This window comes from Dickeya parazeae Ech586, from assembly GCF_000025065.1.
Classification (GTDB): domain Bacteria; phylum Pseudomonadota; class Gammaproteobacteria; order Enterobacterales; family Enterobacteriaceae; genus Dickeya; species Dickeya zeae.
In genome coordinates, this window is record NC_013592.1 from 1013295 (window position 1) to 1028802 (window position 15508).

At 53.9% G+C, this 15508-nt stretch carries 16 protein-coding genes; 9 read left to right on the plus strand and 7 right to left on the minus strand.

All coding sequences use genetic code 11. From position 1 onward, the window contains the following. The first annotated feature begins 16 nt into the window (after positions 1-16). The gene (tcdA, locus tag DD586_RS04570; RefSeq protein WP_012883643.1) at positions 17-844 is read left to right on the plus strand and encodes a tRNA cyclic N6-threonylcarbamoyladenosine(37) synthase TcdA; all 828 of its coding nucleotides are present in this window, start codon (positions 17-19) and stop codon (positions 842-844) included. Here the strand turns inward: tcdA and csdE are convergent. Then, positions 832-1275 (minus strand): cysteine desulfurase sulfur acceptor subunit CsdE, encoded by a 444-nt coding sequence (gene csdE / locus DD586_RS04575; protein WP_012883644.1) that lies wholly within the window; start codon positions 1273-1275, stop codon positions 832-834. The two genes, tcdA and csdE, sit on opposite strands and share 13 nt — an antisense overlap. 3 nt (positions 1276-1278) lie before the next feature. Continuing rightward, positions 1279-2484, minus strand: coding sequence for a cysteine desulfurase CsdA (csdA, locus tag DD586_RS04580; protein ID WP_012883645.1), 1206 nt, complete (start codon positions 2482-2484; stop codon positions 1279-1281). Positions 2485-2655: 171 nt separating this feature from the next. Here csdA and DD586_RS04585 point away from each other — a divergent pair, with 171 nt between their 5' ends. The 4 genes from DD586_RS04585 to rlmM all read left to right on the plus strand — a co-directional run bounded on the left by DD586_RS04585 (position 2656) and on the right by rlmM (position 5727). Then, positions 2656-2877, plus strand: coding sequence for a YgdI/YgdR family lipoprotein (locus DD586_RS04585; protein ID WP_012883646.1), 222 nt, complete (start codon positions 2656-2658; stop codon positions 2875-2877). Between the two features lie 351 nt (positions 2878-3228). Beyond that, positions 3229-4155 (plus strand): transcriptional regulator GcvA, encoded by a 927-nt coding sequence (locus DD586_RS04590; RefSeq protein WP_012883647.1) that lies wholly within the window; start codon positions 3229-3231, stop codon positions 4153-4155. An 83-nt stretch (positions 4156-4238) separates the two neighbouring features. Beyond that, positions 4239-4625 carry a DUF423 domain-containing protein gene (locus tag DD586_RS04595; RefSeq protein WP_012883648.1) on the plus strand — a complete coding sequence of 129 codons (387 nt, stop codon included), beginning with the start codon at positions 4239-4241 and terminating at the stop codon, positions 4623-4625. 1 nt (position 4626) lies between these two features. Further along, entirely contained in the window at positions 4627-5727 is a 1101-nt protein-coding gene (rlmM, locus tag DD586_RS04600; protein WP_012883649.1) for a 23S rRNA (cytidine(2498)-2'-O)-methyltransferase RlmM, read from the plus strand. Between the two features lie 86 nt (positions 5728-5813). On the opposite strand, the gene xni is transcribed toward rlmM, so the two are convergent. Next, the gene (gene xni / locus DD586_RS04605; protein ID WP_012883650.1) at positions 5814-6575 is read right to left on the minus strand and encodes a flap endonuclease Xni; all 762 of its coding nucleotides are present in this window, start codon (positions 6573-6575) and stop codon (positions 5814-5816) included. A 55-nt stretch (positions 6576-6630) separates the two neighbouring features. Beyond that, positions 6631-7995: a nucleotide 5'-monophosphate nucleosidase PpnN gene (gene ppnN, locus DD586_RS04610; RefSeq protein WP_012883651.1), complete on the minus strand. Its 1365-nt coding sequence runs from the start codon at positions 7993-7995 to the stop codon at positions 6631-6633. Between the two features lie 384 nt (positions 7996-8379). On the opposite strand from ppnN, the gene syd reads away from it, so the two are divergent. From syd to DD586_RS04630, 4 genes are all read left to right on the plus strand, one after another. Then, entirely contained in the window at positions 8380-8928 is a 549-nt protein-coding gene (gene syd / locus DD586_RS04615; RefSeq protein ID WP_012883652.1) for a SecY-interacting protein, read from the plus strand. 733 nt (positions 8929-9661) lie between these two features. Then, on the plus strand, positions 9662-9982 hold the full coding sequence (locus tag DD586_RS04620) for a YqcC family protein (RefSeq protein ID WP_012883653.1): 321 nt from the start codon (positions 9662-9664) through the stop codon (positions 9980-9982). A gap of 2 nt (positions 9983-9984) precedes the next feature. Next, positions 9985-10770: a tRNA pseudouridine(65) synthase TruC gene (truC, locus tag DD586_RS04625; RefSeq protein WP_012883654.1), complete on the plus strand. Its 786-nt coding sequence runs from the start codon at positions 9985-9987 to the stop codon at positions 10768-10770. Between the two features lie 18 nt (positions 10771-10788). After that, a complete protein-coding gene (locus tag DD586_RS04630; protein WP_012883655.1) occupies positions 10789-11241 on the plus strand; it encodes a flavodoxin in 453 nt (150 codons plus the stop codon). 135 nt (positions 11242-11376) lie between these two features. Here DD586_RS04630 and DD586_RS04635 read toward each other — a convergent pair whose 3' ends face one another. The 3 genes from DD586_RS04635 to glnD all read right to left on the minus strand — a co-directional run bounded on the left by DD586_RS04635 (position 11377) and on the right by glnD (position 15472). Further along, positions 11377-11763 carry a DUF3461 family protein gene (locus DD586_RS04635; RefSeq protein WP_012883656.1) on the minus strand — a complete coding sequence of 129 codons (387 nt, stop codon included), beginning with the start codon at positions 11761-11763 and terminating at the stop codon, positions 11377-11379. A 125-nt stretch (positions 11764-11888) separates the two neighbouring features. Then, positions 11889-12713 (minus strand): 2,3,4,5-tetrahydropyridine-2,6-dicarboxylate N-succinyltransferase, encoded by an 825-nt coding sequence (gene dapD / locus DD586_RS04640; protein WP_012883657.1) that lies wholly within the window; start codon positions 12711-12713, stop codon positions 11889-11891. Between the two features lie 74 nt (positions 12714-12787). Then, on the minus strand, positions 12788-15472 hold the full coding sequence (gene glnD / locus DD586_RS04645; protein WP_012883658.1) for a bifunctional uridylyltransferase/uridylyl-removing protein GlnD: 2685 nt from the start codon (positions 15470-15472) through the stop codon (positions 12788-12790). Positions 15473-15508: the final 36 nt, after the last annotated feature.

Sequence of the window (15508 nt, forward strand, 5' to 3'; positions counted from 1 at the left end):
TGAAAGAAGGTGGGCGATGAGTACGCAGTTATCCGAAAGTTATTTGCAGCGTTTTGGCGGTACGGCGCGATTGTACGGCCAGCGGGCGTTGTCGCTGTTTGCCGGGGCACATGTCTGTGTTATCGGTATCGGCGGGGTTGGCTCATGGGCAGCTGAGGCGTTGGCTCGCACCGGTATCGGCGCGATTACCCTGATTGACATGGATGATGTGTGCGTCAGCAACACCAACCGGCAGATTCACGCCTTGCGCCAGCACACCGGACAGTTGAAAACCGAGGTGATGGCACAGCGCATTCTGGCGATCAACCCGGAATGTCAGGTGACTTGCGTTGATGATTTCATCAGCGCGGATAACGTGGCGGAACTGCTGGATAAGCGTTTTAGCTATGTGATTGACGCGATTGATAGCGTGCGCCCTAAAGCCGCACTGCTGGCCTGGTGCCGCCGTAACAAGATTCCGGTGGTGACGACCGGCGGAGCGGGAGGGCAGATTGATCCCACTCGTATTGAAGTCGTCGATCTGGCGAAAACCATTCAGGATCCGCTGGCGGCCAAGCTACGCGAGCGGTTAAAGCACGATTTCAATATCGTTAAGAACAGCAAAGGTAAGCTAGGGATCGATTGTGTGTTTTCCAGTGAGCCTCTGGTCTACCCGCAGCCGGATGGCTCGGTTTGCGCGTCACGCAGCACCGCTGATGGTGTGAAGCGTATGGACTGTGCATCCGGTTTTGGTGCCGCGACGATGGTGACTGCCACGTTTGGTTTTGTGGCTGTATCCCATGCGTTGAAAAAAATGATGGCGCGTGATGCCCGTCAGGCTGCGGCATCCAATCAGGATTCGTGACTGGCGATCTCCTGGATGCGGTTGGCCAGCGCGGCCAGCCCGCCTGCGCGTGAGGCGCTCAGTTCGGTACGCAGACCCAACGTATCGAACAGCGCCAGCGGGTCGTTCTGTCGTAACGACTGTGCCTTTTTACCTTCCACCGCTGTCAATATGATAGCCAGCAATCCACGCACAATGCGGCCGTCGCTGTCGCCATAGAAATGCAGTGTGCCGTCCGTCTGGCGTTGATATCCCAGCCAAACGCGGTTTTCACAGCCAGACAGTTCAATCTGCTCCTGACGATAGGCTTCCGGTAGGGACGGCAAGGTTTTACTGAGCAGAATCAACTGGCGGTACCGCTCTTCCCAGGAGCGGCAGGCGCTAAACCGCGCTATCAATGCCGCTTCATCGATATCGGTACCAAACGGGTGATGTGTGGAGTCGGTAGTCATCAATCAATCCATCAGTAATTCAAGTGCTTTTTGGGTCGAGTGGACCAGCTGGTCTACATCCTGCTGCTGGTTGTAGGGCGCAAATGAAGCACGCAACGTGCCCGCGACCCCCAGCGCCGCCATCAGCGGTTGGGCACAGTGGTGGCCTGCCCGCAGCGCGATACCGTCTTCTGCCAGCAATGTCACCAGATCATGGTGATGTACACCTTCTATAGTGAAGGACAGCAGGCTGGAATTGGGAGCCCGGAAACTGCGAAAGCCGGGCAATACGCTCAGTTGTTGCTCTGCATCGCTCGCTAACGTGATGCTGTGCTTGTCTGCGGCGATACGATCCTGTTGCTGCCACCAGTCAATCGCTGCCGCCAGACCGATAACCCCAGCAATATGTGGCGTACCCGCTTCAAACCGTTGCGGGATCGATTGAGGCGTAAGACCGTCAAACGATACCGTCGTCATCATTTTTCCCCCTCCTTGCCAGGGCGGCATGCTTTCCAGCAGGTCGGGTTTGCCGTACAGCACGCCGATACCGGTCGGGCCATACAGTTTGTGACCAGAGAAGGCATAAAAGTCGGCATCTAACGCCGAGATATCCGTTTGCCCATGCACAATACCTTGCGCGCCATCGACCATCACCACGGCACCGGCCTGATGTGCCAGTGTAATCGCGAGTCGCAGGTCCGGCATTCCGCCGGTCACATTCGACATCTGGCTAATTGCCAGCAGACGGGTTCGGGTAGTGAGCAGCGAGGGGAGCAGATGGAGGTTGGGGTGATGGTCTGCGCCAATCGGCAGTTTTACCACGCACGCCCCGGTTTGCTGCGCCACCATCAGCCACGGGATCAGGTTCGCGTGGTGCTCGGATTCACAGACCAGAATTTCATCACCGGGCTGTAACCGGGGGCGGGCATAACATTGCGCCACCAGGTTGATGGCTTCCGTTGTCCCTTTCGTCCAGACAATGCTGCGCGCCTGTTGCGCGCCAATGAAGCTGGCGACTTTTTCGCGCGCCAGTTCAAATGATGCTGACAACTGGCGGGCAGCACGGTGCTGGCTGCGGTGCACATTACCCGTTTCACTGGCGTAACACTGCTCAATCGCGGTGATGACGACGTCAGGTTTCAGCGCAGTGGCGGCGCTGTCGAGATAGACGCCTGGCTGACGAAGCGCAGGAAAGTGCTGGCGAAAATATGGGGCATTGAACGGTTTCATGTCGATCCTCTGTTGAACGATAGATCCTGTCCCATTTTTGTGGCTGAAACAAGTTTAGGACGATCCTGAACGAAAACTGTGCACACCTTGCTACCCTTAATCTTGCTGGTTTTAGCGTTTAATAACGAGAAATGCCGTAATTTAGGCATTAAAAATCATCAGGAGTTAATTATGAAGAATAAGATTATCACTCTTATCGCGCTGGGTATGGTGTTGTCGCTGTCAGCCTGTTCCAGCAACTATGTGTTAGAAACCTCTGATGGGCGGACTATTGTTGCTAATGGTAAACCCAAAGTGGATGAGGAAACGGGCCTGATTAGTTACACCGACGCCTACGGCCATCATCAACAGATTAACCGTAATGATCTGAAATCAATGACGGAAGCGAAGTGACGGATAGCGTCTGAGTGGAAAGTACAGACGAAAAAAAAGCACCGCAAAAATGCGGTGCTATGCAAAAATCACTTAGACAGACAGGGTAAATGTACAGGAAATGATAAGGTAGCATCGCTACCACGTCTGAAATGCAGACAGTAAATAAATAGCAAACACAACATCACAACCACAAGCCAAAAACACATCAGCTAGCTGGTGCGCTTTTCGTTCCGGCTCAGGGAAGTGGCGCTACTATAGGTATTTGCTGGTACATCCTCAACGGACAATTTATAATGCATCGGATTACAAAAACTAATGGCAAATCGCGGTACGGCTACCGGGATAAGCCGCTTATGAAGAATCCGGTTTATGTCGAAACGATTGCCGCCTCTCAATGCCCTACGTGTGTTTGATGCTGCTGCCCGCCACCTGAGCTTTACCCGTGCGGCCGAAGAGTTATTTGTTACCCAGGCTGCCGTCAGTCATCAGATCAAATCGCTGGAGGATTTTCTCGGCCTGAAATTGTTCCGTCGTCGTAACCGTTCTTTGTTGCTGACGGAGGAAGGGCAGAGCTATTTTCTGGATATCAAAGAAATCTTTTCCGCTCTCAATGAGGCAACCCGCAAGTTGCAGGCACGGAGTGCTAAAGGTGCGCTAACCGTCAGCCTGCTGCCCAGCTTTGCCATCCACTGGCTGGTCCCCCGTTTGTCGAGTTTTAATACCGAATACCCCGGTATTGATGTGCGAATTCAGGCTGTTGACCGGGAAGAAGAGCGGTTGTCCGATGATGTGGATGTGGCGATTTTTTACGGTCGAGGCAACTGGCCGGGACTGCGGGTGGAAAAGCTGTACGCTGAGTATCTGCTACCGGTTTGTGCGCCGCAGTTACTGGCAGGAGAGCATCCGCTGAAAACGCCGGCGGATTTGGCATGGCATACGCTGTTGCATGATGCCTCTCGGCGTGACTGGCTGGCTTACACCCGCCAGCTAGGTATCGCACAAATTAATGTGCAGCAAGGGCCGATTTTTAGTCATAGTGCGATGGTGTTGCAGGCGGCGATCCATGGGCAAGGGGTGGCCTTGGCTAACAATGTGATGGCGCAAACGGAAATTGAGGCTGGCAGATTGGTGTGCCCGTTTAATGACGTGCTGGTCAGTAAAAATGCGTTTTATCTGGTTTGTCATGACAGCCAGGCGGAACTGGGTAAAATAGCCGCCTTTCGTCAGTGGATCCTGGCGCGTGCGGCCAGCGAACAGGAAAAATTCCGTTTCCGCTACGATAACACGGCGCGTTGATCGACCGTTTTCGTTGCACATTCCGTTTACGCTGAGCCCACCGGGTTCAGTCTCTTTTTCTTGATAATGGATACACTCGAACGATGAACAGCCGTTTTATGCTGATATTCGCTGCCGTCAGTGGGTTTGTCTACGTGGCATTGGGCGCATTTGGCGCACATGTACTGAGCAAGTCGCTGGGCGAAGCAGAAATGTCCTGGTTGCATACCGGGCTCCAGTATCAGGCGTTTCATACGCTGGTGATTCTGGTGTTGTCGGTGATGATGCATCAACGGGCGAATGTCTGGTTTTACTGGAGTGCGGCGTTTCTGGCGCTAGGTACGCTGCTGTTTAGCGGTAGTCTGTATTGCCTGGCCTTGTCGCAGCTCAAACTATGGGTATTTGTCACCCCGGTAGGGGGCTTCTGCTTCCTGACAGGATGGCTGTTACTGTTAATTGGAGCCTTACGCTTAAAGAAAAAGGCTGAGTAGCATGAATAAAGTGATTTTGTATTGCCGCCCTGGGTTTGAGAAAGAGTGCGCGGCGGAAATTACCGACAAAGCGGCGCGTCATAACGTGTATGGCTTTGTACGGGTAAAAGACAACAGCGGTTATGTGGTGTTTGAGTGTTACCAGCATGAAGATGCCGATCGACTGATTAAAGAGTTACCGTTCCAGGAATTGGTGTTTGCACGTCAGATGATGGTCTGTGGCGAGTTATTGCGTGACTTACCGCCGGAAGATCGCATCACGCCGATAGTGGGCATGCTGACCGGGGCGCTGGAACGTGCCGGTGAGTTGCGGGTTGAAGTACCGGACACCAATGAAAGCAAGGAACTGATGAAGTTCTGTCGCAAGTTCACGGTGCCGCTGCGCGCTGCACTGCGGGAAAACCGCATCCTGCTGGCGCAGGAGAAAGCCAACCGCCCGGTGATTCATGTGTTGTTCATTGCCCCAGGTTGCTGCTATGTCGGTTATTCCTACAGCAATAACAATTCGCCGTTCTATATGGGGATCCCCCGGCTGAAATTCCCTGCGGACGCCCCCAGCCGTTCGACGCTGAAGCTGGAAGAGGCATTTCATGTTTTCGTACCGGCCGACGAGTGGGATGAGCGCCTCGGCAGTGGTATGTTCGCGGTGGATTTGGGGGCCTGCCCCGGGGGCTGGACCTACCAACTGGTCAAACGCAGTATGATGGTGCATGCCGTCGATAACGGTATGATGGCGCAGAGCCTGATGGATACCGGACAGGTGATCCACCATCAGGCAGACGGTTTTCGTTTTGAACCGCCGCGCAACAATATCTACTGGCTGGTGTGCGATATGGTGGAAAAACCGGCCAAAGTCACCAGCCGTATGGCGGACTGGCTGGTCAATGGCTGGTGTCGTGAAGTGATCTTCAACCTCAAGCTGCCGATGAAAAAGCGCTATGAGGAAGTGACCCAGAATCTGGCCCTGCTGGCGCAGCGACTGGAAGAGAACGGCATTAACTTCGAGATTCACGCCAAGCATCTCTATCACGACCGTGAAGAGGTTACCGTCCACGCCCGGCGTATTTGGGGTGCGATCCCCGGTCGTCGCGACGAGCGCTAAGTGTGTGACAGGATTGCCGTTGGCCGCAAGACGCCACTGCGCCAACGGCCCGACGACATCCCTACTTACGCTTCCTGACCCTGCGTCTAACCCGATGCAGGCAGGCGTAATTGCTGCAGGTTGCCGTTCAGTACCAAATCGGTTCTGAGTGTTGCAACCTGACGGCAACGGTAAGCCATCTCTTGTTGAGATTCGAGCTTGCGGCGCCATTTCTCCGGTATCTGTTCCAACTGCTGGTACAACGCTTCCAGCGAGCCTGCCTGTTGTAGCAACTGTGCGGCCGTTTTTGGTCCAATGCCGCTGACGCCGGGTATTTTGCTGCTGCTGATACCCGCCAGCCCCCAGTAATCCGGTAGCTGCGCTGGTTGCACGCCAAACTCCTGTTGGATGAACGGGACATCCAGCCAGCGCTTTTGAAAGTAATCCCGAATGCGCAGGGTGGGGGCCAGTAACTGGCAGTAGCCTTTGTCGGTCGACACAATAGTGGCCTGGTGCCCTTGGGCGGCGACTTTGCTGGCAAGCGTCGCGGCCAGATCGTCCGCTTCATTGCCTGGCGAGTGCCAGCTAGCGACCCCGAGCGCCAGAAAAGCCTCTCTTATCTGCGGTAACTCATACGACAAATTTTCTGGCATAGGTGCGCGCCCGGCCTTGTACTCCGGTAGCAACTGGTGGCGCCAGCTCTGGTCGCGATGTTCGTCGTCAAAAACGGCAACGGCGTGGGTGGGTCGACTGTGCTGGAGCAACTGATTCAACGCATGTTGACAAGCGGTCAGACAAGACGAGCCCTGTACCGCATGAATGCGTCTTATCAGGTTGAGCGCGTCGACAATCAATAGGTGTACGGCCATAAGCGGTGATCATGTGAGTGGTCGCCACCGGCTAATGCCGGTGGCTGACGGATGGTCAGGAACAGATTTCATAGCATGGCACATAGGCGCTGCCGGGCAGTTTCATGCGCTGCTGGGAGACAAAGTCCTGCAATAGCTGGTCCATATTTTTCATGATGTCGGCATTACCGTGTAGCTTGTAAGGGCCGAATTCTTCAATCAGGCGGATACCTGCGTCTTTGACGTTACCGGCCACGATACCGGAAAAAGCCCGGCGCAACGTCGCAGCCAGCTGTTCGGCGGGCTGGTCGGGATGCAGATTGAGGTTCGCCATGTTCTCATGCGTCGGCTCAAACGGCAGCTGCAGGTCTGGCGCGATACGCAGCGACCAGTTGAAACTGTAGGCATCGCCGGTGTGGCGACGGTGCTCTTTCACCTGTGGCATGGTTTTCTTCATCTGCCGGGCGACTTCGGCCGCATCGTTAATGATGATGGAGTAATAGCGGCGAGCCTGACGGCCTAACGTACTGACAATGAATTCATCAAGCACCCGGAAGTAGTCGGCGCTTTCCCGTGGACCAGTAAGAATAATCGGCAACACCTGCTCGCTATTGCTCGGGTCCATCATGATCCCCAGCAAATACAGGAATTCTTCCGCCGTACCCACCCCGCCGGGGAAAATCACGATACCATGGCCGATGCGGACAAAGGCTTCCAGGCGCTTTTCAATATCCGGCATGATAATCAGTTCGTTCACCAACGGGTTAGGTGGCTCAGCCGCGATGATGGAAGGCTCGGTCATCCCGATAAAACGCCCATCCCGGTAGCGCTGCTGGGCATGCCCTACGGCGGCACCTTTCATTGGCGCTTCCATCGCGCCCGGACCACAGCCGGTGCAGATGTTCAGTTCGCGTAAACCCAGCTGGCTGCCGACTTTACGGGCATACAGGTATTCATTTTCATTGATGGAATGACCACCCCAGCATACAACCAGATTCGGCTCCTCGCCGACGTGCAAGGCTCTGGCGTTACGCAGAATGGAAAACACCAGATTGGTGATGTGGGTGGAGTCTTCAAGATCCAGATTCTGATAACGACCGGCGTTTGCTATCTGACCGTTCACAAACAGGATGTCACGCAACACCGCGAACAGGTTGGCTTGCAGCGAGCGGATAATTTGCCCATCAACAAACGCCTCTTCGGGAGGGTTGACGAGTTCCAGTTTGACGCCACGCTCACGGCGCAGCACGTTGATGTCGAAATCCTCGTAGCGGGAGAGCAACTCCTTGCTGTTGTCCGTCTGACTACCGGAATTCAGTACGGCGAGGGAACAGTTGCGGAATAACCGGTAAAGATCGCTGCTGGCGGTGCTTTTCAGCATGTCGACTTCCAACTGCGACAGTAAATCCATGGACCCTAATGGGCTGATATGTGTGATCATACTACTCCCTGAAACGCAGTGTGCGGCTACAGTTGTTCAAGACTTTTGTGTAGTTCATTGATAAATCCATACACTCATAAAACCATACAGTTATCAGACTTATGTGTTGAGACAATACCGGGTTGATGCAATATCGTGCAGATACAACACGATGCCGATACGAGATAACCGGGACCAACACGGGTTCAATGCGTTTGTGTGGTATGTTTCTCTGATACCTCACCTTAACGTGTCGCGTAGTCTTTTGCCAAGGTATGCGAATGCTCCAACGGTTAAAGTTGCGTGGCGTTACGCACTTTGATGCGTATTCTGTCGACGACGGGCACCATAATCAGGATAAAATGCGTGCCAGTAGCAGTTAACCGGTACAGAGTGAGAGGCAAGATGGAGCAGCAGGTATCACAGGCGCTGAGTGTGTTCACCCGGCATTATGTCGAGCTATGGCAACGAGAAACCGGGCACCCCCCAGCGAGCGATGAGCTGTACGGCGTGGCTTCACCCTGTATTGTCGCAACATTGGAAAACCAGGTGCACTGGTTGCCACAGACGCCAGCCATATTTGTGCAACTGGATGGTGTTGAGAAGGCTCTGGAGATTCAGTTACATCCTGATATTCATGCTTTTTACTCCAGCCAATTTGCCGGTGACATGACGGCACGTTTTGAGGAACTGGATTTCACGCTGCTTCAGGCCTGGAGCGAGGATGATGTCGTTCGTCTGCAGGAGAATCTGATTGGTCATCTTTTGACACAAAAACGACTAAAATTGTCACCTACATTGTTTTTGGGGACAACGGATTCTGAAATGTCGCTAATCTCTTTATGTAACCTGAGTGGCGAAGTGGTGCTGGAAGAATTTGGTACACGCCAGCGTCGGGTGTTGTCACCGAATCTGACTGATTTTCTGTATAAGCTGTTGCCATTGATTCCATAATGCTGAATCGCGTTTCGCTTTTCGGCGTGTGAGAGATCTCTTACATTGTGTGTAAGCGATCTCTTATCTTTAATATTAAACTAAGATTTCCATTCAATTTTTGTATTATTAATTAATGAATTAATGGCAATCGTCATCAAGACGCACTTTTTGTATGGCTATTGTGGCATTTGGGTGGCTTGCTGATTCGCTTTAATTAATACATCTTATTATTCAGTTTCGTAACACGGTAACAGGTTATGTCGACCATGCCAGGAGGGCGGGACGCGTAAACGTTGTTACAGCCAGACTCTTTTTTCAGGATGAAATAAGGGACACCTCCAGGAAGGAGAATGAGAGCCGGCCTGGGAATGCCGGTGGGGCAGGAGCCTAAAGGAATGGGATCACGGATGATTGTGAAGGATCGAACGTCATGGACGAAAGAGGGATCGCCAGCAAGGATTGTGGGTTAGGACGACCATAAAGGACAAGTTTTCAAGGACGAGCAGGGAAGCAACAAGGTAGCGGGATTGCTGCAAACGAACTAAGAGGGAGCCGAGAAATCGGTTCCCTCTTTTCGTTTTCAGCCCTAAACCACCTCCTTGGGAGGCGGTGATTGTTGTCAGTTTTATCCCGTCTGTATTATCTCGCCTGTCGTGGTTGATATCGCTGGTGCAGGGGATCGAGATGCCAGAATACGGTAACGATGCTATGCTTTGCCGCCCTGTAATTGCGTCTGATGAGAACCGGACCTATGAGTGTAGAGATTCAGATTCGACAATCGCTGTTTGCTATTGAGCGTGCGCTGAAAGCGAGCCCGCTATGGCAGTCTTCTGCGCCTGATGAAGCCGCATTTGCCAGCCACGAGCCGTTCTGTATCGATACGATGGCGGCGGAACAGTGGCTGCAGTGGGTTTTTTTACCGCGTATGCATGCATTGCTGGATGGTAATGCGCCGTTGCCGACCCGGCTCGCGATTCTGCCTTATTTCGAGGTGGCGTTCGATGGGCGTGCGGATGAGGTGGGTGAGTTGCTGACGCAACTGCGTGTGCTTGACACATTGTTTGAGGAATAAGGATGCTGGAGATTGTTTATCAGGATGAGCATCTGATAGCGGTAAATAAACCATCGGGTTGGCTGGTACATCGCAGTTGGTTGGATCGCAAAGAAAAAGTGGTGGTGATGCAAACGGTGCGCGACCAGATTGGCCAGCATGTGTTTACCGTACACCGCCTCGATCGCCCAACCTCCGGCGTGTTGTTAATGGCGTTATCGTCTGATGTGGCACGCCTGCTGGCGCAGCAGTTTGAGCAACATCAGATGGAGAAAATGTATCACGCGGTGGTACGTGGCTACGTGATGGACGATGGTGTCATTGATTATGCTTTGACGGAAGAGCTGGACCGCATCGCCGATAAATACGCCGACCCGGATAAAGCGCCGCAGCCAGCCGTTAGCCATTATCGGGTGTTGGCCCATGCCGAACTGCCTGTAGCTATCGGGCGTTATGACACCGCCCGTTACAGCCTGCTGGAGTTAACCCCTAAAACCGGCCGTAAGCATCAACTGAGGCGACATATGGCGCATTTGCGTCATCCCATCATTGGGGATACGACCCACGGCGACCTTCGTCAGAATCGTGGTATGGCAGCGCACTTTGGTTGTGCCCGGTTGATGCTGCATGCCAGCCAGTTATCGCTTATCCATCCGGTGACTAACGAGCCACTGGTTATCACAGCGCGCTGGGATGAGGCATGGCAAGGCGTAATGACGCAGTTTGGCTGGCAAGGCCATCTCCCTGATGTTGAAAGGGTTGAGTTTCCATTGGCGTCGGGTCAGGATAGCAACCTGACGTCAGCGTAAAAAAGGAGAGTCAGCGTCATGGCGCAAGTGGGTATTTTTGTTGGCACCGTATACGGTAACGCGTTGCTGGTTGCGGAAGAAGCGGAAGGCATTCTCAAGGCTCATGGACACGAGGTGAAAATTTTTGAGGATGCTTCAGTGGATGACTGGCTGGCTTACAGTCAGCAAACGGTACTGGTAGTGACCTCTACCACCGGACAAGGGGACTTGCCTGAGTCTATCCTGCCGCTGTATGAGGGGTTGCGCGAAAAAGTCGGTTATCAGCCAGACCTGCATTATGGGCTGATTGCGTTGGGCGATAGCAGCTACGATACCTTCTGTGGTGGTGGGCATCAGTTTGATGCACTGCTACAGGAGATGGGGGCAAAACGTGTCGGCGAGTTGTTGGAGATCGACGCGGCTGAGCATCCGGAGCCGGAAGTGGTGTCCTGCCCATGGGTAGAGTCCTGGGCGGCGATGCTGGCGGCGTAATGACTGTCTGTATTCAGGTTGTGAAAACGGGGCCTGATGGCCCCGTTTCTTGTATGGCTGGCATGTGGTTGTGGTATCACAAACCGCGTTTGTGATACGGCATCAGCCTCAATAGCAATCGGGATGCCTGATTGCTTAGCGTTGGGTCAGTTTTTCAAGATCGGCTTCGATTTCGCTGATCTTATTAGTGACTACGCTTTCCAGATGGCGCAGGTCGGACAGAATCTTGCGTTTCAAATCCACTTCAACCTGATCTCGCTGGCAAATCTGATCGAGCTCATCCACGACATAACGCAGATTGGGGCTGATCTCGTTGATTTCTTTGTAACCCTGCCCGGCATTGTCTGCCACGATGGTTTTACGCTGACGCGGATACTTGAATTTGACGCTTTTAGCGAAGAATTCCCCTTTATCCTTGCGAAAGTAAATTTTCAGAATATCGTTGTTGGCCTCCTGACGAAGACTGTACCTGTCGATATCTTCCGGGTTGGAAATCCCAAGACTTTTCAGATTGTCGTACATAACACCACCTTTCTTGTTTTACGTCGGCCTGAAAAACTGGGCCAGTACTGTTGGTCGTGACGGCGGGATGCCGTAAAAAAAATGGCGGGTTGCTTACCCGCCATTCAGTTTAGTCGATAGTGGTATTAGTCGATAGTGCGCAATAACTCATTAATGCCCACTTTTCCGCGGGTTTTCGCGTCTACTTTTTTCACGATCACGGCGCAATACAGGCTATAGCTGCCGTCTTTAGATGGCAGGTTGCCGGAAACGACCACCGAGCCAGCCGGTACGCGGCCGTAATGTACTTCGCCGGTTTCACGATCGTAAATTTTGGTGCTCTGGCCGATGAAGACACCCATCGAAATCACCGAGCCTTCTTCGACGATCACGCCTTCTACGACTTCAGAGCGCGCACCGATAAAGCAGTTGTCTTCAATAATGGTCGGGTTAGCCTGTAACGGTTCGAGTACGCCACCGATGCCAACACCGCCAGACAGGTGTACGTTTTTACCAATCTGAGCGCAGGAACCGACGGTTGCCCAGGTGTCCACCATGGTGCCTTCGTCAACGTAGGCACCGATATTGACGTAAGACGGCATCAGCACGGTATTGCGGGCGATAAACGCCCCCTGGCGCACGCTGGCTGGCGGGACGACGCGGAACCCTTCACGCTGGAAGCGCGCTTCGTCGTAACCGGCGAATTTCATCGGTACCTTGTCGTAGTAGCGGGTTTCCGCACCTTCCATCAGGTGGTTGTCGTTGATGCGAAAAGAGAGCAGCACCGCTTTCTTCAGCCACTGGTGCGTCACCCACTGACCGTTGATTTTCTCAGCCACACGCAGCGCACCGCTGTCCAACTGGCTGATAACCTGATTCACCGCTTCGCGCGTTACCGCGTCCACACTGGCCGGGGTGATCTCTGCGCGACGCTCAAATGCGGTCTCGATGATGTTCTGTAATTGCTGCATCCTGTTTCTCTTTCGTGATTAATCAAACCAGGCCGCGTGCCGCCAATACCAGACGGCGGCACGCAGCTTAATAGTTAAGAAGCTACTTTATCGTTTGGGTCGAGGGCTTCTGTCAACCGTTGTTGCAATTTAAGCCGCAATTCGGGGCTTAATGCCCGCCTTTCGCTATCAGCCAGAATAAACAGGTCTTCGACCCGTTCGCCGATGGTGGAAATGCGCGCGCCGTGCAGCGACAGGTTGAGGTCGGCAAACACTTCGCCCACCCGAGCCAGCAGACCGGGCTGGTCGAGGGCAATCAGTTCCATGTAGCTGCGTCTGTCGGTATGGGTTGGCAGAAAACTGACTTCCGTCGGTACGCTGAAGTGGCGCAACCGGGAAGAGGGGCGTCGCACCCTGGGGTGTTGGTAATCCCGCTGGGTCAATGCCTGCTCGATGGCATGGCGAATCATATCATGCCGATCCGGTGCCAGCGGGCTGCCGTCCGGCTCCAGCACGATAAACGTGTCCATCGCCATACCGTCGCGGCTGGTGAAGATCTGGGCGTCGTGTACGCTGAGATTCCGGCGGTCCAGCTCGCCTGCAACCGCTGCAAACAGATAAGGGCGATCCGGGCTCCAGATGAAAATTTCGGTACCGCCACGGCTGGCTTGATGGCTAATTAATACCATCGGCTTGCTGGTATCATGCTCCAGTAAATGGCGGGCATGCCAGGCCAGTTGATTTGGAGAGTGACGCAGGAAATAGTCTGCACGGCAGCGACTCCAGATGTGGTAGAGCGCTTCTTCGTCGATATTGTCCATACGCAGTAACGCCAGCGCCTGCAAACGGTGGTGACGCACCCGTTCGCGCAAGTCTGGCGAGTTCTGCATGCCGCGGCGAAGCTGCTTTTCGGTGGCGAAATACAGCTCGCGCAACAGGCTTTGTTTCCAACTGTTCCACAGCGTTTCGTTAGTGGCGCAGATGTCGGCTACGGTCAGGTTCAGCAGGTAACGCAACCGGGTTTCACTTTGAACCTGTTCGGCAAACTGTTGAATGACCGTAGGGTCCTGAATATCGCGTCGCTGAGCGGTGACTGACATCAACAGGTGGCAGCGCACCAGCCAGGCCACCAATTGCGCTTCCCGTGAGTTCAGCCCATGCTGTGCGGCGAACTCCAGCGCATCTTTGGCTCCCAGTTCCGAGTGATCGCCGCCGCGCCCTTTGGCAATATCGTGGAATAGTGCTGCCAGCAGTAATAATTCCGGTTGCGGCAGGCGCGGATACAGCTCTACGCACAGTGGGTGGGATGCGCGGGTCGCTTCTTCGGTAAAGCTCTCCAGTTTCAGCAGCACCCGGATGGTATGTTCATCCACGGTGTAGGCGTGGAACAGGTCAAATTGCATCTGCCCGACAATGTTGCCCCACAATGGCATGTAGGCCCACAAGACGCTGTGGGTATGCATCGGCAACAGCGCCCGGCTGACGGCACGCGGGTGGCGCAGAATGTTCATGAACAGGCTACGAGCTTCCGGTATGGTACACAGCGGCTGACTCAGGTGACGGCGCGCGTGACGTAAATGTCGCAGCGTGGTTGAGTAAATACCGGTGATTTCCTGATTACGCACCATCAGGTGGAACATGCGGATAATGGCTTCAGGTTTGCGCTCAAACAGTGTTTCGTCACGCAAGTCGATAAGCTGGCCGCGTAACTGAAAATCTTCATCCAACTGGCGGGGTTTCTCGCTGGTATCCAGTGCCAGTATCGCTTCGTCAAACAGTTGCAGCAGCATCTGATTGAGTTCACCGACCCGGCGCGTCATCCGGTAGAAATCCTTCATCATGCGCTCAACTGGCGCGTTGCCTTCTCCCTGATATTGCAGCAGTTGCGCCACATTGAGCTGCCTGTCGAACAATAAGCGGTTATCGTAACGTGGCAGGATCAGATGCAAGGCAAAACGAATACGCCAGAGAAAACTCTGGCACTCGTTCAATTCGTTACGCTCCGCTTCCGTCAGGAACCCGAATCCCACCATTTCGTTAAGCGATGTCGCGCCAAAGTGGCGACGGGCCACCCATAGCAGGGTGTGGATGTCTCGCAATCCGCCCGGGCTGCTTTTGATATCCGGTTCAAGGTTGTAGCTGGTGCTGTGGTAGCGCTGATGGCGTTCGCGTTGTTCTGCTATTTTGGCGGGAAAGAAGGTTTCTGATGGCCAGAATGCATCGCTGAAAATGTGCTTTTGCAGCATGAGGAACAGAGCCACATCGCCGCAAATCATACGGGATTCAATCAGGTTGGTGGCGACGGAAATATCCGCCCGTCCTTCTTCCAGACATTCATCCAGCGTACGCACACTGTGGCCGACTTCCAGCCGCAAGTCCCACAGCAGGGTGATAAACGTTCCGATAGCCTGGGATTGCACATCGGTGAGTTTGTGCTGGCTTAGCACCAGCAGGTCAATATCCGACAGGGGGTGCAATTCTCCGCGCCCGTAGCCGCCTACCGCGACCAGTGCGGTTTGCGGCGTACATTCAAACCCATAGAATCGCCACAGCCGTTGCATCAGGTGGTCGATAAATAGCGTGCGGGCATCAATCAGAGCTTCCGCACTCACGCCCGCTTTGAATTCCTCCGACAGCCAGTTTTGGAACTGTTCCATATGGGTTTTCAGCGTCTGGCATTTCAGCATGTCATCCGTGAAAGTCAGCGGTGAAGCGGGGATAGGGTGAGCCGTGGATGGCGGAGAGCCGGTGATATCATGCGGGGAGTTGTTATCGATCATGTTGCGCCACCATAAACAAAAAAAGCCGGCGTTAGC

Bases quoted from the DNA above. Each gene is read 5' to 3' on its own strand.
- tcdA (WP_012883643.1), top strand. From the start codon at position 17: ATGAGTACGCAGTTATCCGAAAGTTATTTGCAGCGTTTTGGCGGTACG.
- csdE (WP_012883644.1), bottom strand. From the start codon at position 1,275: ATGACTACCGACTCCACACATCACCCGTTTGGTACCGATATCGATGAA.
- csdA (WP_012883645.1), bottom strand. From the start codon at position 2,484: ATGAAACCGTTCAATGCCCCATATTTTCGCCAGCACTTTCCTGCGCTT.
- DD586_RS04585 (WP_012883646.1), top strand. From the start codon at position 2,656: ATGAAGAATAAGATTATCACTCTTATCGCGCTGGGTATGGTGTTGTCG.
- DD586_RS04590 (WP_012883647.1), top strand. From the start codon at position 3,229: ATGTCGAAACGATTGCCGCCTCTCAATGCCCTACGTGTGTTTGATGCT.
- DD586_RS04595 (WP_012883648.1), top strand. From the start codon at position 4,239: ATGAACAGCCGTTTTATGCTGATATTCGCTGCCGTCAGTGGGTTTGTC.
- rlmM (WP_012883649.1), top strand. From the start codon at position 4,627: ATGAATAAAGTGATTTTGTATTGCCGCCCTGGGTTTGAGAAAGAGTGC.
- xni (WP_012883650.1), bottom strand. From the start codon at position 6,575: ATGGCCGTACACCTATTGATTGTCGACGCGCTCAACCTGATAAGACGC.
- ppnN (WP_012883651.1), bottom strand. From the start codon at position 7,995: ATGATCACACATATCAGCCCATTAGGGTCCATGGATTTACTGTCGCAG.
- syd (WP_012883652.1), top strand. From the start codon at position 8,380: ATGGAGCAGCAGGTATCACAGGCGCTGAGTGTGTTCACCCGGCATTAT.
- DD586_RS04620 (WP_012883653.1), top strand. From the start codon at position 9,662: ATGAGTGTAGAGATTCAGATTCGACAATCGCTGTTTGCTATTGAGCGT.
- truC (WP_012883654.1), top strand. From the start codon at position 9,985: ATGCTGGAGATTGTTTATCAGGATGAGCATCTGATAGCGGTAAATAAA.
- DD586_RS04630 (WP_012883655.1), top strand. From the start codon at position 10,789: ATGGCGCAAGTGGGTATTTTTGTTGGCACCGTATACGGTAACGCGTTG.
- DD586_RS04635 (WP_012883656.1), bottom strand. From the start codon at position 11,763: ATGTACGACAATCTGAAAAGTCTTGGGATTTCCAACCCGGAAGATATC.
- dapD (WP_012883657.1), bottom strand. From the start codon at position 12,713: ATGCAGCAATTACAGAACATCATCGAGACCGCATTTGAGCGTCGCGCA.
- glnD (WP_012883658.1), bottom strand. From the start codon at position 15,472: ATGATCGATAACAACTCCCCGCATGATATCACCGGCTCTCCGCCATCC.